The 23,099-nt window shown below is 61.0% G+C and carries 14 protein-coding genes; 11 read left to right on the plus strand and 3 right to left on the minus strand.

All coding sequences use genetic code 11. The features are described from left to right. The first annotated feature begins 28 nt into the window (after positions 1-28). The 9 genes from arcC (at position 29) to JJD66_RS18095 (ending at position 10,555) form a co-directional block, all read left to right on the plus strand. Complete coding sequence (arcC, locus tag JJD66_RS18055; RefSeq protein ID WP_200648694.1) at positions 29-958, plus strand: carbamate kinase; 930 nt, start codon at positions 29-31, stop codon at positions 956-958. A gap of 18 nt (positions 959-976) precedes the next feature. Further along, a complete protein-coding gene (locus JJD66_RS18060; protein ID WP_105228159.1) occupies positions 977-1,339 on the plus strand; it encodes a DUF5064 family protein in 363 nt (120 codons plus the stop codon). Between the two features lie 173 nt (positions 1,340-1,512). After that, entirely contained in the window at positions 1,513-3,021 is a 1,509-nt protein-coding gene (locus JJD66_RS18065; RefSeq protein ID WP_003193823.1) for a sigma-54-dependent transcriptional regulator, read from the plus strand. 406 nt (positions 3,022-3,427) lie between these two features. Continuing rightward, a complete protein-coding gene (gene gcvH / locus JJD66_RS18070) occupies positions 3,428-3,811 on the plus strand; it encodes a glycine cleavage system protein GcvH (protein WP_014719698.1) in 384 nt (127 codons plus the stop codon). A 10-nt stretch (positions 3,812-3,821) separates the two neighbouring features. Further along, entirely contained in the window at positions 3,822-6,659 is a 2,838-nt protein-coding gene (gene gcvP / locus JJD66_RS18075; RefSeq protein ID WP_200648695.1) for an aminomethyl-transferring glycine dehydrogenase, read from the plus strand. A gap of 166 nt (positions 6,660-6,825) precedes the next feature. Then, the gene (locus tag JJD66_RS18080; protein ID WP_073522961.1) at positions 6,826-8,202 is read left to right on the plus strand and encodes an L-serine ammonia-lyase; all 1,377 of its coding nucleotides are present in this window, start codon (positions 6,826-6,828) and stop codon (positions 8,200-8,202) included. A 39-nt stretch (positions 8,203-8,241) separates the two neighbouring features. Further along, a complete protein-coding gene (gene gcvT, locus JJD66_RS18085) occupies positions 8,242-9,366 on the plus strand; it encodes a glycine cleavage system aminomethyltransferase GcvT (RefSeq protein ID WP_200648696.1) in 1,125 nt (374 codons plus the stop codon). Positions 9,367-9,758: 392 nt separating this feature from the next. Continuing rightward, positions 9,759-9,971, plus strand: a complete 213-nt coding sequence (locus JJD66_RS18090) for a cold-shock protein (protein ID WP_105228165.1) — start codon at positions 9,759-9,761, stop codon at positions 9,969-9,971. A 95-nt stretch (positions 9,972-10,066) separates the two neighbouring features. Continuing rightward, a complete protein-coding gene (locus tag JJD66_RS18095) occupies positions 10,067-10,555 on the plus strand; it encodes an RDD family protein (RefSeq protein ID WP_034128556.1) in 489 nt (162 codons plus the stop codon). 108 nt (positions 10,556-10,663) lie between these two features. Here the strand turns inward: JJD66_RS18095 and nadA are convergent, their stop codons facing one another. Beyond that, positions 10,664-11,722, minus strand: coding sequence for a quinolinate synthase NadA (gene nadA / locus JJD66_RS18100; RefSeq protein WP_003193840.1), 1,059 nt, complete (start codon positions 11,720-11,722; stop codon positions 10,664-10,666). A gap of 473 nt (positions 11,723-12,195) precedes the next feature. On the opposite strand from nadA, the gene JJD66_RS18105 reads away from it, so the two are divergent. Then, complete coding sequence (locus tag JJD66_RS18105) at positions 12,196-13,911, plus strand: ShlB/FhaC/HecB family hemolysin secretion/activation protein (protein ID WP_200648697.1); 1,716 nt, start codon at positions 12,196-12,198, stop codon at positions 13,909-13,911. A 120-nt stretch (positions 13,912-14,031) separates the two neighbouring features. After that, a complete protein-coding gene (locus JJD66_RS18110) occupies positions 14,032-18,987 on the plus strand; it encodes a hemagglutinin repeat-containing protein (protein ID WP_200648698.1) in 4,956 nt (1,651 codons plus the stop codon). 143 nt (positions 18,988-19,130) lie between these two features. Here the strand turns inward: JJD66_RS18110 and JJD66_RS18115 are convergent, their stop codons facing one another. Then, a complete protein-coding gene (locus JJD66_RS18115) occupies positions 19,131-19,598 on the minus strand; it encodes an SRPBCC family protein (RefSeq protein WP_200648699.1) in 468 nt (155 codons plus the stop codon). 20 nt (positions 19,599-19,618) lie between these two features. After that, a complete protein-coding gene (locus tag JJD66_RS18120; protein ID WP_200648700.1) occupies positions 19,619-23,095 on the minus strand; it encodes an amino acid adenylation domain-containing protein in 3,477 nt (1,158 codons plus the stop codon). Positions 23,096-23,099 lie beyond the last annotated feature (4 nt).

Here is a 23,099-nt window from a genome sequence, read left to right on the forward strand (position 1 = left end):
TCATGCGTTCCCTGAAAGGATTTTCTTTATGCGCATCGTCGTAGCCCTGGGCGGCAACGCCCTCCTGCGTCGTGGTGAACCCATGACCGCAGACAACCAACGCGCCAATATCCGCATCGCCACCGAACAGATCGCCAAGATCCACCCCGGCAACGAGCTGGTGATCGCCCACGGCAATGGCCCGCAAGTCGGCCTGCTGTCATTGCAGGCGGCGGCCTACACCAGCGTCTCGCCTTACCCACTGGACGTGCTGGGCGCCGAGACCGAGGGCATGATCGGCTACATCATTGAACAGGAACTGGGCAACCTGCTGGACTTCGAAGTGCCGTTCGCCACCCTGCTCACCCAGGTCGAAGTCGACGCCCAGGACCCGGCCTTCCAGAACCCCACCAAGCCCATCGGCCCGGTGTATGCCAAAGCCGAAGCCGAGAAACTCGCCGCCGAGAAAGGTTGGGTCATCGCGCCCGACGGCGACAAATACCGACGTGTAGTCGCCAGCCCGCGTCCCAAACGCATCTTTGAAATTCGCCCGATCAAGTGGCTGCTGGAGAAAAAAGCCATTGTGATCTGCGCCGGTGGCGGCGGCATCCCCACCATGTATGGCGAAGATGGCAAGCTGCGCGGCATTGAAGCGGTGATCGACAAAGACTTGTGTTCCTCCTTGCTGGCCACGCAACTGGAGGCCGATTTGCTGGTGATCGCCACCGACGTCAACGCCGCCTTTATCGACTTCGGCAAGCCCACCCAGAAGGCCATCGGCCAGGCCCACCCCGACGATATGGAAAAACTCGGCTTCGCCGCCGGCTCCATGGGCCCCAAGGTACAAGCCGCCTGCGAGTTCGCCCGTCAGACTGGCAAAACCGCGGTGATCGGTTCACTCTCGGACATCGAAGCCATCGTCCAGGGCAGCGCCGGCACGCGCATCAGCACGGCAAAACCTGGCATCACCTACCTGTGAAGTTGAGGAGAAACGCCTATGGCTATCTTTGAACCCGGCCACTTGCATATCGAGCGACACGCGCTGAACAAGGACGATGTCAGCTACGACCTGTGCCTGGACTACGAAGTCGTCACGGATGACCGCGAAGGCAAAGGCATGCAGTTCACCCTGCATGGCAGCATCCAGGGCAAGGACATGAAGGAAACCTTTTTCCTGACCAAGGACCAGGCCTATAACTTCGCCAGCAATGTGACCAAGATTGTCGAAAAATACGGCATTCCCAAGACCCATAGCAGCGTCGGTTCACAGCACAAACATTACGATCTGATGTTTGAGGATGTGCGCCAGCAGTTGGATATGAAATCCGGCGACCCGGTCAAACCCGAACACCTGGAATAACCTTCCCCCCAATCGAATGTGGGAGCTGGCTTGCCTGCGATAGCGACGTGTCAGACGATATTTTCGGTAACTGACCCACCGCCATCGCAGGCAAGCCAGCTCCCACATTTTGATCTCCACCGGCTCCAAGGCATACTGGCCACCCTCAGCACTCCAGAATCAAGATCCGCCCCATGCGTATCCACGTCAGCTTCATCGACCGCGTCGGCATCACCCAGGAAGTCCTGGCCTTGCTCGGTGGGCGCAATCTCAATCTGGATGCGGTGGAGATGGTGCCGCCCAATGTCTATATCGATGCGCCGACCCTCAGCGCCGAAGTGCTCGAAGAACTGCGCGACGCGTTGTTCAGCGTGCACGGCGTGCAAGCGGTAAAGGTCGTCGACATCCTTCCGGGCCAGCGTCGCCACTTGCAACTCGACGCCCTGCTGGCGGCCATGACCGACCCGGTGCTGGCCCTGGACAGTGCAGGCAAGATCCTGCTGGCCAATCCGGCGCTGATCGCCTTGTACGGGCGTGAACCGGCTGGTGAGAGCATCGCCGAGCTGTTCGATGATCCGGCATTGCTGGAAACCTTGCTGGACCAGGGCTTTCGATTGCCGTTGCGCGAGATCAGCGTGAACGGCCAGACCTTGCTGCTGGGCGCCACGCCGATCACCGACGCCGGCGCCCTGCTCACCCTCTACCAGCCCAACCGCATCGGCGAACAACTGTCAGCGCTGCACCATGACCATGCCGAAGGGTTTGATGCGCTGCTGGGCGAGTCCCCGGCGATCCGCACGCTCAAGGCTCGGGCGCAACGGGTGGCGGCGCTGGATGCACCGCTGCTGATCCAGGGCGAAACCGGTACCGGCAAAGAGCTGGTGGCCCGCGCCTGCCACGCCATCAGTGCGCGTCACAGTGCGCCGTTTCTGGCATTGAACTGCGCGGCACTGCCGGAAAATCTCGCCGAAAGTGAATTGTTCGGCTATGCCCCTGGCGCCTTTACCGGCGCGCAACGCGGTGGCAAACCAGGGCTGATGGAGCTGGCCAACCAGGGCACGGTGTTCCTTGATGAGATCGGTGAGATGTCGCCGTACCTGCAAGCCAAGCTGCTGCGCTTTCTCAATGACGGCAGCTTTCGCCGCGTGGGCGGTGACCGCGAGGTGAAGGTCAATGTGCGCATCCTCAGCGCCACCCACCGCGACCTGGAAAAGATGGTCAGCGAAGGCACCTTTCGCGAAGACTTGTTCTACCGCCTCAACGTGCTCAATGTCGCCGTACCGCCCTTGCGTGAACGCGGCCAGGACATCCTGTTGCTGGCGCGCTACTTCATGCAGCAAGCCTGCGCGCAGATCCAGCGCCCGGTCTGCCGCCTGGCGCCGGGCACCTATCCAGCCCTGCTGGGCAACCACTGGCCGGGCAACGTGCGGCAGTTGCAAAACGTGATCTTCCGCGCTGCCGCCATCTGCGAAAGCAGCCTGGTGGACATCGGCGACCTGGACATCGCCGGCACCTCCGTGGCGCGCCAGAGCGATGGTGAAGTCGACAGCCTGGAACAGGCCGTGGAAGATTTCGAGCGCAGCCTGCTGGAAAGCCTCTACAGCCGCTACCCCTCGACCCGCCAACTGGCCAGCCGGCTACAAACCTCCCACACGGCTATCGCCCATCGCCTGCGCAAATACGGCATTCCCAACAAACCCTGACGGAATAAACGCGGTTCAACTGTGGGAGCTGGCTTGCCTGCGATAGCGTTGGGTCATCCAACTTCTTAGTGACAGGTAGACCGCTATCGCAGGCAAGCCAGCTCCCACAGAGACCGCATTACAGATTTGGTCTGAGAACGACATCCAGTGTACTGAAAGCGCTACAGCGTAACGATATCGATACAACCCTGTTTTTTGCGCGCCATGCAAGGCTTTGATCCACATAGGCTTTTTTTCACGCACCGGACTGTAGCGAAATCGCTACAGCGTACTCAGCCAACCTTCTCGCGAAATTTATTAACCTGTTGATCTATAAAGACTTAATAACATTGGCCGCGATATTGCTAAGCAACTCCTCATTATTCCAATCCCGTCCGCCAGACGATTCTGGCCCTGAGGAGTTTCCATGAGCGAGTTGCGTTTCACTGAAGATCACGAATGGCTGCGCGCCGAAGCCGATGGCAGCGTCACCGTGGGTATCACCGCTTTTGCGCAGAATGCGCTGGGTGATGTGGTTTTCGTGCAACTGCCAGAGTTGCAGGCTTATACCAAGGGCGCCGAAGCCTCCACCGTGGAGTCGGTCAAGGCCGCCAGTGGTGTGTACATGCCGTTGGACGGTGAAGTCCTCGAAGTCAACGATAAGCTCGATGGCAGCCCGGAACTGGTCAACGAAGACCCGATGGGCGAAGGCTGGTTCTTCCGCTTTAAACCCGCCGATGCCGATGCAGTGGCTAAGCTGTTGGATCAGGATGCGTACGACCGCCTGATCAAAGCCAACGCTGAAGCTTGAGGAGCGCGCCATGACCGTTAATCTGACCACCGCCAACGAATTCATCGCCCGCCACATCGGCCCGCGCCAGGAAGATGAGCAGCAAATGCTCGCCAGCCTGGGGTTTGATTCCCTCGAAGCCCTGAGCGCCAGCGTCATCCCGGAAAGCATCAAGGGCACCAGCGTGCTCGGCCTGGAAGACGGCCTGAGCGAAGCCGAGGCCCTGGCCAAGATCAAGGCCATCGCCAGCCAGAACCAACTGTTCAAGACCTACATCGGCCAGGGCTACTACAACTGCCATACGCCGTCGCCGATCCTGCGCAACCTGCTGGAAAACCCGGCCTGGTACACCGCCTACACGCCGTATCAACCCGAGATTTCCCAAGGCCGCCTGGAAGCCCTGCTGAATTTCCAGACCCTGATCAGCGACCTCACCGGCCTGCCGATCGCCAACGCCTCCTTGCTCGACGAAGCCACGGCCGCCGCCGAAGCCATGACCTTCTGCAAGCGCCTGAGCAAGAACAAGAGCAGCCACGCGTTCTTCGCTTCGGTGCACAGCCACCCACAAACCCTCGACGTCCTGCGTACCCGTGCCGAGCCACTGGGCATCGATGTAGTGGTGGGCGATGAGCGCGAACTGACCGACGTCAGCCCGTTCTTCGGCGCCCTGCTGCAATACCCGGCCAGCAACGGCGATGTGTTCGACTATCGCGAACTGACCGAACGCTTCCACGCCGCCAACGCACTGGTCGCCGTGGCCGCCGACTTGCTGGCCCTGACCCTGCTGACGCCGCCGGGTGAATTCGGCGCCGACGTCGCCATTGGCAGCGCACAACGCTTTGGCGTGCCACTGGGCTTCGGTGGCCCGCACGCGGCGTACTTCTCCACCAAGGATGCGTTCAAGCGCGACATGCCAGGCCGTCTGGTCGGCGTTTCCGTCGACCGCTTCGGCAAGCCGGCCCTGCGCCTGGCCATGCAAACCCGCGAGCAACATATCCGCCGCGAGAAAGCCACCAGCAACATCTGCACCGCGCAAGTGCTGCTGGCCAACATCGCCAGCATGTACGCCGTTTACCACGGCCCCAAGGGCCTGACGCAGATCGCCCAGCGCATTCACCAACTGACCGCGATCCTGGCCAAGGGTTTGACTGCCCTGGGCCAGAAAGTCGAGCAGGCACACTTCTTCGACACCCTGACAATCCACACCGGCGCCCACACCGCAGCCCTGCACGACAAGGCCCGCGCCCAGCGCATCAACTTGCGTGTGGTGGATGGCGAACGCGTTGGCCTGTCGGTCGACGAAACCACCACCCAGGCCGATATCCAAGCCTTGTGGGCCATCTTCGCCGACGGCAAAACCCTGCCAGCCTTTGCTGCAACCGAAAGCACGCTGCCGAGCGCATTGCTGCGCCAGTCGCCGATCCTCAGCCACCCGGTGTTCAACCGTTATCACTCGGAAACCGAGCTGATGCGCTACCTGCGCAAGCTGGCCGACAAGGACCTGGCCCTGGACCGCACCATGATCCCGCTGGGCTCGTGCACCATGAAGCTCAACGCCGCCAGCGAAATGATCCCGGTGACCTGGGCCGAATTCGGTGCCCTGCACCCGTTCGCCCCCGCCGCGCAAAGCGCCGGCTACCTGCAACTGACCACCGAACTGGAAGCCATGCTCTGCGCGGCCACCGGTTACGACGCGATCTCCCTGCAACCCAACGCCGGCTCCCAAGGTGAGTACGCCGGCCTCTTGGCCATCCGTGCCTATCACCAGAGCCGTGGCGAAGAACGTCGCGACATCTGCCTGATCCCGTCGTCAGCCCATGGTACCAACCCTGCGACCGCCAACATGGCCGGCATGCGCGTGGTGGTGACCGCTTGCGATGCACGCGGCAACGTCGACATCGAAGACCTGCGCGCCAAGGCCATCGAGCACCGCGAGCACCTCGCAGCACTGATGATCACCTACCCCTCTACCCACGGCGTGTTCGAGGAAGGTATTCGCGAAATCTGCGGGATCATTCATGACAACGGCGGCCAGGTGTACATCGACGGCGCCAACATGAACGCCATGGTCGGCCTGTGCGCACCGGGCAAGTTCGGCGGCGATGTGTCCCACCTGAACCTGCACAAAACCTTCTGCATTCCCCACGGCGGTGGCGGCCCGGGCGTTGGCCCGATTGGCGTCAAGTCGCACCTCACGCCATTCCTGCCCGGCCACGCCGCCATGGAACGCAAGGAAGGCGCGGTGTGCGCTGCGCCGTTCGGCAGCGCAAGCATTCTGCCGATCACCTGGATGTACATCAGCATGATGGGCGGCGCCGGCCTCAAGCGTGCGTCGCAGTTGGCGATCTTGAATGCCAACTACATTTCCCGTCGCCTGGAAGAGCACTACCCGGTGCTGTACACCGGCAGCAATGGCCTGGTGGCCCACGAATGCATCCTGGACCTGCGCCCGTTGAAAGACAGCAGCGGCATCAGCGTGGACGACGTGGCCAAGCGCCTGATCGATTTTGGTTTCCATGCGCCGACCATGTCGTTCCCGGTGGCCGGCACCTTGATGATCGAGCCGACCGAAAGTGAATCCAAGGAAGAACTGGACCGCTTCTGCGACGCCATGATCGCCATCCGCGAAGAGATTCGCGCAGTGGAAAACGGCACCCTCGACAAAGACGACAACCCCCTCAAGAACGCGCCGCACACGGCTGCGGAACTGGTGGGCGAATGGAGCCACCCATACAGCCGTGAACAAGCGGTGTACCCAGTGGCGTCGTTGATCGAAAGCAAGTACTGGCCACCGGTTGGCCGGGTCGACAACGTGTTTGGCGATCGCAACCTGGTGTGTGCGTGCCCTTCTATCGAGAGCTACGCCTGATCTGACGGGAGATACGCGGCCAGTGTGGGAGCTGGCTTGCCTGCGATAGCGGTGTATCAATCAGCCGACAGTGATGTTGCCTGGCCCACCGTTATCGCGGGCAAGCCCGGCTCCCACATTTGACCGAGTCGGCTTTCAGAAAATAATAAGAAACCGGAGAACAACCATGTCCCTTAGCGTGTTCGACCTGTTCAAGATTGGCATCGGCCCCTCCAGCTCCCACACCGTCGGCCCGATGCGTGCCGCCGCTCGATTCGTCGAGGGGCTCAAGCGTGACAACCTGCTGGCGGCCACCACCGGCATCAAGGTGGAACTCTACGGATCGCTGGGTGCCACCGGCAAAGGCCACGGCAGCGACAAGGCTGTGTTGCTGGGCCTGGAAGGCGAACACCCGGACACCGTGAATACCGAAACCGTGGCTGCACGCCTGGCGCAGATGCGCAGTGACGGGCGCCTCAACCTGCTCGGCGAACACAGCATTGCGTTCAACGAGAAAGAACACCTGGCGATGATCCGCAAGCCCCTTGCCTATCATCCCAACGGCATGATCTTTCGTGCCTTTGACGCCGCCGGCATCCAGACCCGCAGCCGCGAGTACTACTCGGTCGGTGGCGGTTTCGTGGTGGATGAAGACGCGGCGGGTGCCGACCGTATCGTCGAAGACGCCACACCTCTGACCTTCCCGTTCAAACACGCCAAGGACTTGCTCGGCCACTGCACCACCTATGGCCTGTCTATCAGCCAGGTGATGCTGACCAATGAAAGCGCCTGGCGCCCGGAAGCGGAAACCCGCAGCGGTTTGTTGAAGATCTGGCAAGTCATGCAGGATTGCGTCGATGCCGGCTGTCGCAACGAAGGCATCTTGCCCGGAGGCTTGAAGGTCAAGCGCCGGGCAGCGGCCTTGCACAGGCAGTTGTGCAAGAACCCGGAGTCGGCGCTGCGCGACCCGCTGTCGGTGCTCGATTGGGTCAACCTGTATGCGCTGGCGGTCAACGAAGAAAACGCCAATGGCGGGCGCGTGGTCACCGCGCCCACCAACGGCGCGGCCGGGATCATTCCTGCCGTGCTGCATTACTACATGCGTTTTATCCCCGGTGCGAACGAAGACGGCGTGGTGCGCTTTTTGCTCACAGCCGCCGCCATCGGCATTTTGTACAAGGAAAACGCTTCGATCTCAGGCGCCGAAGTCGGTTGCCAGGGCGAAGTCGGCGTGGCCTGTTCCATGGCCGCAGGCGCACTCTGCGAAGTGCTGGGCGGCAGCGTGTCCCAAGTGGAAAACGCCGCCGAGATCGGCATGGAACACAACCTCGGCTTGACCTGCGACCCAATTGGCGGGCTGGTGCAGGTGCCCTGCATCGAGCGCAATGCCATGGGCTCGGTGAAGGCGATCAATGCGGTGCGCATGGCCCTGCGTGGCGACGGGCAGCACTTTGTGTCCCTCGACAAGGTCATCCGCACCATGCGCCAGACGGGCGCCGACATGAAAAGCAAATACAAGGAAACCGCCCGTGGCGGTTTGGCGGTCAACATTATCGAGTGCTGACGCCCACAAGCGCGTCGGCACGTTTTTCAGGAGCTGAATATGTCCACCGAAACCCTGTTGCAAACCCCATTGCATGCCCTGCACCTGGAACTGGGCGCACGCATGGTGCCCTTCGCCGGCTACGACATGCCGGTGCAGTATCCATTGGGCGTGATGAAGGAACACCTGCATACCCGTGAACACGCCGGGTTGTTCGACGTGTCCCACATGGGCCAGATCCGCCTCACCGGCGCAAATGCCGCCAAGGCTCTGGAGACCCTGGTGCCCGTCGATATCATCGACCTGCCAGTAGGCATGCAGCGCTATGCGATGTTCACCAATGAGCAAGGCGGCATCCTCGACGACCTGATGGTCGCCAACCTGGGCAACGACGAATTGTTCCTGGTGGTCAACGCCGCCTGCAAGGACCAGGACCTGGCGCACCTGCGCACACATATCGGCGACCAATGCACCATCGAACCGCTGTTCGAAGAACGCGCCCTGCTGGCCCTGCAAGGCCCGGCGGCAGTGAAAGTATTGGCGCGCCTGGCCCCTGAAGTCACCCAGATGACCTTCATGCAATTTGCCACCCTGCGTTTGCTGGGCGTGGACTGCTACGTCAGCCGCTCCGGCTACACCGGTGAAGACGGCTTTGAAATTTCCGTGCCGGCGGCCAATGCCGAGAGCCTGGCCCGCAGCCTGCTGGCCGAAACCGAAGTGCAGGCCATCGGCCTCGGTGCCCGCGATTCGCTACGCCTGGAAGCCGGCCTGTGCCTGTACGGCCACGACATGAACACCGACACCACACCAATCGAAGCCAGCCTGCTGTGGGCGATTTCCAAGGCTCGGCGTGCCGATGGCGCACGGGCCGGCGGCTTCCCTGGCGCCGACCGCATCTTCACTCAGCAGCAAACCGGTGTGGCGCGCAAACGCGTAGGCCTGCTGCCGCAGGAGCGTACCCCGGTGCGTGAAGGCGCTGAAATTGTCGATGCACAAGGTACGGTTATCGGCAGCGTCTGCAGCGGGGGCTTTGGTCCAACCTTGGGTGGCCCTCTGGCGATGGGTTACCTGGACAGCGCATTTGTCGCACTGGATACCGAAGTTTGCGCAATGGTACGTGGGAAAAAGGTGCCACTGCGTGTAAGTAAAATGCCATTTGTTCCGCAACGTTACTACCGTGGCTGATTGACTGTTTCTATAAGTAACGCGGTTGCGTTAATGTGCACTAAACTGTAACGCAACCGCCATAAAACAGTGCATTCACGATAGGATTTTTATAGCTGACGCTCTATAACAAGTGAATAACTCTATCGAATAAGCGGGTATCAGAACATTCAACAAAGTGTCATGAGCCCCAGTAAAATCAGGGCCTGCACAAGGGCTTGTTTTTTTCATATTAGTTGGCGTAGAGTTTGCCCACTGTGTTTGCATGGGTCGCTTGGAACCTGGACCTGGGCAGTAGCTCAAGTAGTTTGCTACAACCCGTTCGACGTCTCTTACTTTCCTGCAACCCAGCCCAGTACTCTTTCGCGTGAAAGGGGCTGTCATTAATTTTTAGCGTCAAAGGAAAGAAGAAAATGGCTGAGCGTCAGAGCGGTACCGTCAAGTGGTTCAACGACGAAAAAGGCTTTGGTTTTATCACTCCTGAAAGCGGTCCGGATCTGTTCGTGCATTTCCGCGCAATTCAGGGCAATGGTTTCAAGAGCCTGAAGGAAGGCCAGAAAGTGACTTTCGTTGCCGTGCAAGGCCAGAAAGGCATGCAGGCTGACGAAGTCCTAGCAGAAGCCTGATCCATACCTGCGACAAAAAGCCCCTGATATGACATCAGGGGCTTTTTTATGGGCGCCATTGCGTAAACTGCGTGCTTTCTCCAGAGAGCCCTGCCATGTCCAAACCCCTGTTGAGCCCCCAGGGCGAATTCCCCGCCGTTGGCCTGGGCCGCCGCCTGGCAGCGATGTTCTACGATTTCCTGTTGTGCACTGCCCTGCTGATCGTCACCGCGTTTATCTACAAGCTGGTGTGGATCGCCTTCGTGGGCGAAGCGAAGATGCGCACGCTCACCGAATCCGGCGCGCTGGACGGTGACCCGTTGCTGTCCACGATCCTGCTGTTCGTGCTGTTCGGGTTCTTCGCCAAGTTCTGGACCCATTCGGGGCAAACCCTGGGCATGCAGGTGTGGGGCGTGCGCGTGCAGAACGCTGACGGCTCGCGCATCAGCCTGTGGCAGGCACTGCTGCGTTTTGTGGTGTCGATTGCGTCATGGCTGTGCGTGGGGTTGGGATTTATCTGGTCGTTGTTCGATAAACACAAACGCAGCTGGCATGACATCTATTCGGATACGCAGTTGGTGCGGATCCCGAAGCAAAAGAAGTAACTCGAGTGTGGGAGCTGGCTTGCCTGCGATAGCGGTGTTGCAGTCAAAACACCTGTGACTGTTACACCGCTATCGCAGGCAAGCCAGCTCCCACATTTTGATTTGTGTTCAGGCGTTGCCGGCCAGTTTCAACCGTGCTGCCTGGGTAAAGTCGAGCATACGCTTGAGCGGTCGTACCGCCTGCGGAATCACCGCCGGCTCCACGAAGATCTCATTACTGCCCTCACGCAAACACTGCAACGTACGCTCCAGTGTGTTCATTGCCATCCACGGGCAGTGCGCGCAACTGCGGCAGGCTGCACCGTTACCGGCGGTAGGCGCTTCGACAAAGACTTTGTCCGGGCACAACTGCTGCATCTTGTAGAAGATGCCGCGGTCGGTCGCGACGATAAAGGTCTTGTTCGGCAAGCGTTGCGCCGCAGCGATCAGTTGGCTGGTGGAACCCACCGCGTCAGCCAATTCGATCACCGAAGTCGGTGACTCCGGGTGCACCAGGATTGCCGCATCCGGGTACAGCGCCTTCATGTCTTCGAGCTGCTTGGACTTGAATTCTTCGTGGACGATGCAGGCACCGTCCCACAGCAGCATATCGGCACCGGTCTGGCGCTGGATGTAGGTGCCCAGGTGTTTGTCCGGCCCCCAGATAATGGTCTCGCCGTTATCCATCAGGCTTTCGACGATTTCCAGCGCGCAGCTGGAAGTCACCACCCAATCGGCCCGAGCTTTGACCGCCGCCGAGGTGTTGGCATAGACCACCACGGTGCGCTCGGGGTGCTGATCGCAGAACGCGGAAAACTCATCCACCGGGCAACCCAGGTCCAGGGAGCACGTGGCTTCCAGGGTAGGCATCAGGATGCGTTTTTCAGGCGTAAGGATCTTGGCGGTCTCGCCCATGAAGCGCACGCCAGCCACCAGTACGGTTTTGGCCGGGTGAGCGGCGCCGAAGCGCGCCATCTCTAGGGAATCGGACACACAGCCACCGGTTTCTTCGGCCAGGGCCTGAATCACCGGGTCGCAATAAAAGTGGGCAACCAGCACCGCGTCCTGAGCCTTGAGCTCGGCGGCGATGGCGGTTCGCAGGCTCGCCTCTTCGGCAGCGCTGAGGACCTTGGGCTGCTTGGCGTCGAGGTGAGCTTGAACCAGTAGGCGTTCGGAAATGTGCGTCATGTTCGCAAGACCTGCAGGCGCAGTAGCGCGAAAGTCGAGTGTACCACCGGCTCAGGAGCCCTTCGGGCACCGCCGGACGAAGTGTTTTTGTTCATCAAGCACGGGTACAGCTTAAAGCTGCGCAAGGCTACAGAATATCCAATGGATTCAAAAGCCTAATCTGGCAACCGGGCAAGGTGTTCAGTTCCTCGCCGCGGCACGCCGATTAGGTGAAGCCCAAACAACAATCAAAACCGCGCCGCCCCCTCCCGCCTCCTTAAAAATCAGGATTCTTGGGCTGAGATGCCCATTCGCGCACTGAATTTGTGCATTTGAGCACTGCATCACACGATTTTTCTTACAGAATGTGCAATAAATCCTACGGCGATGTAACAAACCGTTCAGCACTCACTCAAGTGGGGCAAGTCTGCGCTGAGTTCAAGGTTTAGCTCGTGCGGTGTGGATCGTGTGTATTTCTACGTTAAGGATGTCGAGTGCCAAATCAGCTCTCAACCGGACACTTGAGTTGTACCCGGAACCTGGGCATCGCCCTGCTCTGCCTGTGGGCGCTGCCCGTGGCTGGCGCCGAGGCGCCGCAGCCAGGCCAGGAAGCCCTGCGCTTGCAGCAGCAACAGCAACGCGACCTGCAGCAATTACAATTGGAGCAACGCCAACGCCAGATGCAACGTGGCAGTTTCGGTACGCCAGCGGCCACACCGGCCTTGCCAACAGACATCGCCAAGGACGAACGCTGCTGGCCCTTGAGCGGTACGCGCCTGGCCGGGGTCACGCTGTTCAGCCGTGCCGAGTTGGATAAACACATCGAGCCCTACGTGGCGCCTTGCATGGGCGTCACCCAGATCAACCGCCTGCTGGCCGAGATTACGCGGCTGTATGTCGAGGCCGGTTATATCGCCAGCCGCCCCTACCTGATCAGCGCGCCCGCCGCCGGGCAACCGCTGGATATTCACGTCGAAGAAGGCTACCTGGAGGCTATCGAACTGGCCGACCAGAGCCTGCCGGTGTCATTGGGCGGGGCATTCCCCGGGATGCTCGGCAAACCACTGAACCTGCGAGACCTGGAGCAGGGCCTGGACCAGCTCAACCGCCTGCGCTCGGTGGACCTCACCGCCGACGTCGCCCCAGGCAGCACAGCGGGCGCGTCGCGCATCATCCTGCGCTCGCGCAGCAGTGCCTCGCGCTGGGCCCTGGGCCTGGGGGTGGATAACCTCGGCAGCGCCGGCACCGGGCGTGATCGCAATGCGATCAACTTGAGCCTGGACAGCCCGCTGCAAATCAACGACTCGCTCAACCTGAGCTTCAGCGACACGCTCAACCATGGGCCGCGCTACAGCCGCAGCCACAGCCTGTTCTACTCGATCCCCTACGGTTACTGGACCTACAGCCTGTTCGCCAGCCATGCCGAATACCGCTCGCCGTTCAAACTCAGCCGCACCACGTTTTACAACAGTGGCCGCACCGATCAGGTCAGCCTGCGTAGCGACCGTGTGTTGTGGCGCGACCAGGGCCACCAACTCAGCGCCAACCTGCAACTGGCCTACAAAGACGTCGACAGCTACCTACAGAAGGTACACCTGGACATCCAGAGCCCGACGCTGACCGTAGCCGAAGCGGGCCTGAACCTGTTCTGGCTCAACAGCGCGGTGTGGAACCTGGACGTCAATTACGCCCAGGGCCTGACCTGGTTCGGCGCCGATCGCGATGCCGACCAGGTGCAGAAAAACCGGCCCAAGGCGCAGTTTCAAAAGTACCGCGCCAACCTCACCCAATGGCGCAACGGCCAATGGGCAGCGCAGCCATGGCAGTGGCAGAGCCAGTTGTCGGTGCAGTACAGCCCGGATGCATTGCCCGCCATCGAACAGCTGCTGATCACCGACGACTCGGCCGTGCGCGGCTACCGCGAAAACAGTAGTTCCGGTGCCATTGGCGCGGTATGGCGCAATACCTTGCGCCTGCCGCTCAACACGGACTTGCCGGTGAAGCTCACCCCGCGCCTGGGCCTGGACAACGGCTGGGTCAAGCACGAACACGGCGCCCAGAGCCAACGCCTGAGCGGCGCCAGCGCGGGGCTCAACCTGAGCTGGAAGAACGTACAGCTCGACATCGACTACCAACGCAACCTCAACACCCCCACAGGTTTTCGCCAGGAGCCGGAGGTCTGGCTGACGCGCCTTAGCGTGCAGATATGAATGTGCACCGATGAGTCAACACCTGTTTTTAGCCTGAGTCACCGCCGTACCTGACCACCCCAGCAGCGTTGCAACGAACAACGCGCGTCGTGGATCAGCCAACACAGAGCGAGATTATTTATGCCGACTACTTCACATAGCTTCCACCTTTCACCCCAGGGCAAACTGCGCTGGGCCATCGCCAGCCTGTTTCTGCTACCGCAGCTTGCGCTCGCCGCAGGCTTGACCGTCGTCGAAGGTCCTGGCGGTACGCCGCAACTGCAAAACCAGAGCGGCGTCCCCATCGTCAATATCGTCGCGCCGAACGCCGGTGGCCTGTCCCATAACCAGTTCCTGGATTACAACGTCGACCGCCAGGGCCTGGTGTTGAACAACGCCTTGCAGGCCGGCCAGTCCCAACTTGCCGGGCAGCTGGCGGCCAACCCGCAGTTCCAGGGCCAGGCGGCGAGCGTGATCCTCAACGAAGTGATCAGCCGCAACGCCTCGACCCTCAACGGCGCCCAGGAGATTTTTGGCCAGGCGGCCGATTACGTGCTGGCCAACCCTAACGGTATCTCGGTAAATGGCGGCAGTTTCATCAACACGCCCAATGCCAACCTGGTGGTGGGCCGCCCTGAACTCAACGACGGCAAGCTGCAAGCCTTGAGCACCCGCGATGCCAACGGCCAACTGACGATCCAGGGCCAAGGCCTGCAAAACCGTGAAGGCTCCATCAACCTGATCGCGCCACGCATCGACAGCGAAGGTCGCCTCAGTGCCCGCGATCAATTGAACCTCACCGTCGGCCGCAACCAGGTCGATTTCGCCAGCGGGCAGGTACGCCAGGTGGACCCGGCCAGCAAGACCCAGGACCAACGCATCGACGCACGCCTGTTCGGCGCAATGCAGGCCGGGCGCATCAACATCATCAGCACCGCCGAAGGCGCCGGTGTACGCGTGGGCGGCGTAGAGGTGCAAGGCACTGACGGGGTGAAGATCAGTTCGGCCGGCGACCTCGACATCAGCGGCCAGGTGCGTGCCGACAGCCTCGACGCCACTCGCGCTGGCGTGCACAGCCGCCAGGGCGATGTCGACTTGCACAGCGCCAAGGACCTGAACCTGGCCGCCACCGACGTGAGCGGGCGCAACGTCAAACTCGACGCCAGCCGCAACCTGACCCTCAGCAGCCTGGAAAGCCGCAAGCTCCAGGAAAAGCGTGAACAGTGGGACAACAGCAACTTCCTGTTCACCTACGAAACCTACGACCGCACCACCACCGACAAAGACTCGCGCCAGCACGGCAACAAGGTTGTGGCGCAACAGGATGCGGCGCTGTCTTCCGGCGCCAACACCGAGATCAAAGCCAGCCATGTGGAAGCGGGCAACACTCTGCGCGTCGACAGCGGTGCCGACCTGCACGTTAACGCCGCCACCGAAACCCATGAAACCCGCGACCAGGGCAACCATCGCAAACACCTGTGGAAAGCCAACTGGGATAAATCCAGCAGCGAACAACGCAGCATCACCAGCAGCCTCAAGGCCGGAAAGACACTGGAGCTGACCAGCCAACAGAAGCTGCAATTGCAAGGCGCCGAGCTGAAAACCCCAGGCGATATTCAACTGGCCGCCCGGCACGTGGAAATCGCCAGCGCCAGCCGTACCCAAAGCAGCCGCGACAATGCCTACTCCGGCGACCTCACCGGTGGCAGCTTCTTCGGCAAGCAAGGCGACGGTAACCAGGGCAAGACGTCGAACACCGGTAGCAAGGTCAACGCCGACGGCAAGCTGATCGTCAAGGCCGACGACGTGCGCATCAGCGGCAGCCAGGCCCGTGGCGGCAAACAGGCCAGTGTCATCAGCGACAAAGGCTCGCTGGTGATCGACGGCGTCCAGGACACCTCCCACGACAACCGCTACAGCAATGACAGCAAGTTCTTCGGCATCTCCAAGGATGAAAGCCGCAAGAACCTCAAGGACAGCACCGTGGTTGCCAGCAACCTGCGCTCGGACAGCAACCTCAAGCTGCAAAGTGCCAAGGACATCACCGTCAGTGGCTCCCAGGTGTCCGCCGCGGGTGAACTGCAAGCGGATGCCAAGGGCGATATCAAGGTCGTTGCCGCCGAGAACACCACTCACGACACCACCCGCACCCATAGCCGTGGCTTCGATGGCTACGCCAAGGAAACCGAGGGTGTCAGCCGCCAGTACCGTGCGGGCCTGAGTTATGAAGACCAGCAGCAAACCCGCCAGACCGACACCACGCAACAACAGGCTTCCAGCCTTAAAGGCGCCAGTGTGACGGTTAACGCCGCAGGCGATGTCAGCATCACCGGATCCAACCTCCAGGCCACCGAAGGCGATGCCACCCTGAGCGGCAAAAACGTCGAACTGTTGGCCGCCCACGACAAGCGCACCGAAGCCGTCGACAAAACCACCACCGGCGGCAGTTTCTACTACACCGGCGGCATTGATCGGGCAGGCAGTGGCGCTCAGTTCAGCCACCAAAGCAGCCAAGACACCGCTGAAAAAACCACTGCGCAAACCAGCACCGTGGCCGCGGCCGGCAAGCTGACCATCAACGCTGGCAACACCTTCACCAGCGAGGGTGCACAGGCCAAGGCCAGCGCCGGGCTGCAGGTCAACGCTGGCCAGATCGACAACCAGGCTGCCCATTCCACCGAGACCAGCACCCACAAGGAAAACGGCTGGACCGCCGATGTCGGCGCCAATGTGGAATACAAAGGCATTACCCGCCCGATCGAAAAAGCCGTCGAGGGCGTGGCCCAGGCCAAGTTCCATCAGCCCGGTTTGCTGGACGCGTTCGAGCAACCCAATGTCGGCCTGGATGTGGAAGTCGGCCACACGAACAAAACCGGCACAACGCAGGACAGCACCGCCGTGGTCAGCCAGTTCAGCGGCGCCACGGTGCAGATCAATGCAGCCGGCACCTTGCAGGACGAGGGCACCCAGTACCGCGCCACCGAGGGCGGGCTGAACATCAAGGCGGGCGAGCAGGTTGCTACCGCAGCGGCCAACACCCACAGCAGCAGCAAGCAAGGCGTGGACGCCAAGGCTGGCGTGCGGGTTTATACCACCACCGGTGAAGACCTGAATGTACGCGGCAGCGGCCTGGGCGGCAGCAGCGATGTGCGCGAATCCACCAGCACGGCGGTGGTCGGCAGCTATGTGGCCAGCCAAGGCGTGAGCATCGAGGCCAAGGGGGATGCCCGTTATGAAGGCAGCCAGTTCGACGGCGGCCAGGCTGGGGTCAACCTCAAGACCGGCGGTGAGCTGGCGCTCAACCATGCCACCAACACCCAGAGCAAAAACAGCAGCACGCTGCGCGGCAATGGCTCACTGACGGTGGGCACCGCACCCGGCGCCAATGGCAGCAACGTCAACCTCGGTGTCGGCGTGCAGTTGGATAACAAACGCTTGGACACCCAGGACAGCCAGGCCCAGGTCGCGACCATCCAGGGCAGCGGCCCCGTGCAGCTCAGCAGCGGCGCTGACATGACCCTGCAAGGCACGCAGATCGGCAGCACGGGCGCGAAGGCTGGCGATATCAGCCTCAATGCCGGCGGCAAGCTAAACCTGCAAGCCGCCTCCGATAGCCACGTCAGCAACGGCAGTAACCTGGGCGGTGGCCTGACCCTCGGTGCCGGCAAGACCAGCAGCGCCGAAAGCAGCAGCAAGACCGGCAGCCTCAGCGCCAACTTCAACATTGGCAAAGTAGCGGAAAACGACCAGAGCGCCGTCGTCGGGCAGTTGCACAGCACGGGCAAGGTCAGCCTCGCCAGCGGCGCTGAGGCAACCGATGCCATCCACTTGCAGGGCACTCAGGTCAGCGCAGCCAGCGTTAGCCTGGATGCGCAAAACGGCGGCATCCTGCAAGAGTCTGCGCAATCGAGCCAGGCCCGTGGCAACTGGGGCGTCACCCTGGGCGCAGGGGGCAGCGTCGGCAAAACCACCTTGGCTGACGCCGGTGAACATGAGACACCCAAGACCCAGCGCGGCATCAATGCGCGGGTCAAGGTCGATGTGGATCACTTGCAAGGCACCACCCAGCACAACAGCGTAATCACGGCGGGTAACGTCACCCTCAACAGTGCTGGCGATACCCATCTGGCCGGTGCACGTATCGACGCCGATCAGGTGTACGGCACGGTGGGCGGCGACCTCGTCGTCGAAAGCCGCAAGGACCAGGTCAACAGCACCCAGGTGAATGTCGACGCCAGGCTGGATGTCGAGAAAAACCAGCCGGGGGTGGTGGATAAGCTGGCCAAAGCCAGCGGCCCATTGAAGGACAAGGTACAAGCCAAGGCTGAAGGCGCGTTCGACAAGCATCGCGACAAGCTGGAGAACGTCGTCGACAAAGGCACCGGGCACCTGGCTTCGGCCAAGGACAGCGTGGTCAACAGCGTGGTCAATGCCAAGGAACGCTTGGGCGAAAAACTCACTTGCAGTGGCAGCTACGATGTGAACCCGGAACCCCGTGGCGCCTTCGGTACCCGCGTGGACAAGGCCAAGGCATACCTGGCAGACAAGACCGATGCCCTGGGCACGCGCTTGTCTGGCTTCAAGGATAAGGTCTGGCCAAAAACCAGCGACAGCTACACCGTCAGTGGCAAAGACACCACCGGCAGCAAGGTGGCCAATACCGCCGAAAGCGTGTTGTTCGGCGACAAGAGCGGCAACACCAGCTACACCCCGACTCTGTATCTGGATGTCAGCCATGTGGCCAAGGACAGCGTCGCCCAGGCGTCAGGTATTCGCAGCAGCCATGGCGTCAACGTGCAGGTAAAGGGGCATACGCAGCTCACGGGCGCGCGGATCAGTGCAACCAATGGCAAGGTTGAGCTGGGTGGCTCCAAGGTGACGGCAACCACACTGGCCGGCAGCGACTACCGCGCCGATGTCGGGCTGAACGTTTCGAAGTCGCCGGTCAACCTGGTCCTGGGTGCCAAGGACGAACTGACCCAGAAACACGACGACGCCACGCGCAAGGACCAAGCCTTCAACCTGGGCCCGCTGCGAGCGGGTGGGCACAGTGAAAGCCAGGCCTTGCAGGCGGGGATTGATCAGGCCATCAACTAACGCTTAAAACAGCAGAATGCTTCTGTGGCGAGGGAGCTTGCTCCCGCTGGACTGCGCAGCAGTCCTATTCTCAGGGTCGCTTCGCGCCCCAACGGGAGCAAGCTCCCTCGCCACGGAATCAGCCTCCGCCTGCTCTTTCTATGTCAGTTGAAGAGCGCCTGTACGTTCTTCATCGCGTCATCGGCAAAGCCTTGCAGGAAAGCTTCAAACGCCGGTACGTCTTCCTTGCCGCCCGTGTAGGGCTGGCCAATGATGGTCCAGGTCGCCAGGCTCTGGTTCGGGCCTTGTGGCACCACCTCCATCAGCGCCCACAGGTTACCGATGTTCAGCGAGGTGTAGATCAGCGACCAGGTCATGGTCATGGCTTGATCGTCATGGCTGTTGAGTTGCTCAATCACGACATTGCCGTCCTTGAACAGCTTCTTGCGTACCGAGCGCACGCCCTCGCCCGTCATCTCGATATGGGACAAGGCCGGAATAAACTTCGCGAAACCGGCGAAATCTCCGACGACATTCCACACACTGCGAGCATCGCCATTCACGCTGACGCGGGCGACGACAGGGTTGCCGACTGGATTACGGACCAGGGTATCGGGTTCAAAATGTTGCATGGGTAAGCTCCTTTTTTTGTTCAGATGAAATCGATTTGCTTGAGGTAGTCACAGCCTTTTTGCAGCAACTCACTGTTCTTGGCTGGGTAGTCTTCGCCCATGCTCTGGATGCCTGAGAGTGCATTGCGGTACTCGATCATCGAGATATCGCCAATGTCTTCTTCAAACCCATTGAGGTAAAAACCGACCACGCCGAACAACGCGTTATCACTGTCGATGGCCGACAGGCGTTGCTGCCATTGTGTCACCGGGACCATCTGGAAATCGTGACCGGCCGCGCGGAACGCCTCCAGATAGTGAGCCCATGTCAAAGGCAGCGGGTTGTGCAAGTTGAACACCGCTTTGGTGCGGTTATGACGGCTGGCGTGAAACGCAATGAAGCGTGCGAGGAAGTCCACCGGCATCAGGTCGAAGTTGAGCGCCAGTTCGGGCACTTGCTTAAGCTGCAAAGAGCCTTTGAGCATCAGCATCAAACGGTTCTGATGAGGCTGGCACACGCCGGTTCGCGTATTGAACGCGATGTTTCCAGGGCGATAGAGATTGACCCACACCCCCGACTCACTGGCGTTCCACAAGATGCGCTCAGCCACCCATTTGGAGAGGTTGTAACCATTGCGGATGTAGATGGGCGGCGTGAAGGCAGGCGGTTCTTCCAATACCCGGCCCTGCTCGTCCACCGTGCTGGAGGCCGACAGGGTGGAAATGAAGTTGAAAATTTTCTTGCTGCGCCCTTCACACAATTGCAGGCATTCCAGCACCGGCGTGACGTTGTCCTTGACCAGCGACTCGTAGTCGAGCACGTGGTTGACGTTGGCCGCGTTGTAGATCAACACGCCGTATTCACGATCCAGCCATTCATAGTCCTGCTCGGACAACCCCAGGCGCGGCTTACTGATATCCGCCGCCAGGACCTTGACCCGGCTCAGGTCCAGATGTTCGAGGCGGTTCTGGATCAGCGCATCCTCGAAGCGCTGTTGCGCGCTCATGCCGCCGGACTCGCGCACCAGGCACGCCACTTCGGTGCTGCCCAGTTCCAGCAGGGCCTCGACGATATGCACACCCAGGAACCCGTTGGAGCCGGTCACGATGACTTTATGTACGTTGCCCAATCGACTGATGGGCAGTACCTCCAGCTCAGGCCGGATCATGGCGTCTTGCAGCGCCTGCGGACTGACCGTAGCAGTGGCCTCGACGTCCTGCTCGATCAGGTTGGCGAGGTTGACCAAGGTGGGTTGCTCAATAAAGCGGTTGATCGAGACTCCTTTGCCGAACGCCTCGCGAATCCCCATGAGCATCTGCGACAACAGGATCGAATGGCCACCCAGATTGAAGAAACTGTCATCTACGGAAATGTCCGGCCCTGGCAAGTCGAGCAGCCTGGACCACAGCTCCAGCAACTGCACCTGGGTGGCGTTCTGGGGCGCCAGGCGCGGCCCTTGGGTCTTGTAGTTGACCGGCAGGTCTCTCAGGGCCTTGCGGTCGACCTTGCCATTGGCCGTGGCCGGCAACCGGTCCAGCAGGCAATAGGCGCTGGGGCGCATGTAGTCGGGCAAATGTTTGAGCGCATAGGCCTGCAACTGCTCACTGGCCGCCTGGCCCTCGCCCTCTTGAGGCTGAGAGAAAAACGCCAGGATGCGGCGCTGGTGATCGATGACCACCGCCAGTTGCCGGAACAACTGGCTCGATTGCAGCAGGTGTTCGATCTCTTCCGGCTCCACCCGAAAACCGCGGATCTTCACCTGGTTATCCAGGCGCCCGATGATCTGGATGCCCTCCTCGGTCCAACGCGCCAGGTCACCGGTACGGTAGAGGCGCACCCACTGGCCATCGGGTAACTCGTGCAGCCGATAGCGTTCGGCCGTCATTTGCAAGGCGCCCAGGTAACCGGCGCCTACCCCTGGCCCGGCGATGTGGATTTCACCGCTGTCATTTTCGCCTACCGGTTGGCCGTGCTCATCCAGCAGGTAAATCGCGGTATTGGCAATCGGTACGCCCAGGTTGCGATTGTTGTCCCCCCGTTGGAAGGTACGGCAGGTGGCGAGCACCGTGGTCTCGGTGGGGCCATAGATGTTGTGCAGTGCACAATGGCCCACCAGTTGTTCGATCACGTGGGGTTCGCACACATCGCCGCCCGTCACCAAGTGCTGCATGCCGTACAGCGATTCAAGCTGGATGATGCTGAGCAAAGCCGGCGGCAAAAAGGCGTGGGTGACCTGCTCCTGTTGGATCAATTCAGCAAGCGCCACCGGGTCGCGGCGCTGGTCTTCGGTGGGCACGATCAACTCGCCCCCCTGGATCAGCGTCGGGAAGATATCCAGCAGCGATGCATCGAAATTGATGGTCGAGAACTGCAGGGCGCGGCTATGGCGGTCCAGTTCCACGTAACGGGCATACCACGCACAGAAGTGGCTCAAGTTGTCGACTGTGAGCAACACGCCTTTGGGTTGGCCGGTGGTACCGGACGTGTAGATCGCCACACAGGGTGCCGAACCGTGCAGCGCTACGCGCAACAGGCTCTGATCCGGGGCCAGGGCGACACGGCTGTAGCCCTTGGCGCCGTGGTGGAAGAAGTCCAGATGGCCAATATCCAGGGTAGCCAGGCCCGGTAGCGGGTTGTCTGCCTCGGTGTCCTGGATCAGCAGGCTGGCACCGGCATGCTTGAGGATGGCCGCACGGCGGTCGACAGGATGGTTCGGGTCCAACGGCAGGTACACCGCACCGCAACCAATCACCGCCAGGATCGCTGCATAGAGCGCAGTGCCTTTGGGCAACGAGATGCCGACCACCGTCAACCCTGGGGTCGAGGTTTCAAGCAAGGGTTGCAAGCGTTCCTGGATCGCAACGCTATAAGCGTGCAGTTGCGCATAGGACATACCCCGCCCTTGCACTTTCAGAGCGTTGCGCTCGGCGTTGGCCAACAGGCTATCGGCCAAGCGCTGCACAAAGGGGCGCCTGGCCTCCTCCAGAATGCCGGTATTAGCGCTCGCATTGTGGCGATGACGCCAGGCCAGGCCATCCAACAGGGTCAGGCTCGACAAGCGATCAATCGCCTGCACCGGCTCACGGGGCGCCTCAAGATAGTCAGCACTGCGTGAGAAACGCCCGATGTGCACACTGGCCATCTCTACCACTTGCGCGATCGCTTCACGTGCCCGGTCGGCACCGTTGCCGGCGAGGGAGGCGCTGACTTCACGACGCCCCAGCAGCATCCAGTCGCCATCGCCAGGACGCCACAGGCAGTCCACCCGCAGTGGCGCGAGAACATCACTGTCATCGTCAGCCTGCGCCCGCAAAGATAGGCGATGACACGACGGATAGTGCGGGAGTTGCGCCGTGCTGGCGTCGTCTATCAGCACGTCCGGCGCCGACAACTGGCAAAGCTCAACGGCGTTATCGCTGGTCAACAAGCGGGCGGTGTGCCCCATCTGTTCCAACTCTTGCGTAAGGCAGGCGAGCGCATGGCTGCGCCCGCACAAAACGATATCAAGATGTCTCATCGAA

This window comes from Pseudomonas sp. MF6751, assembly GCF_016613265.1.
GTDB classification, from domain to species: domain Bacteria; phylum Pseudomonadota; class Gammaproteobacteria; order Pseudomonadales; family Pseudomonadaceae; genus Aquipseudomonas; species Aquipseudomonas fluorescens_BV.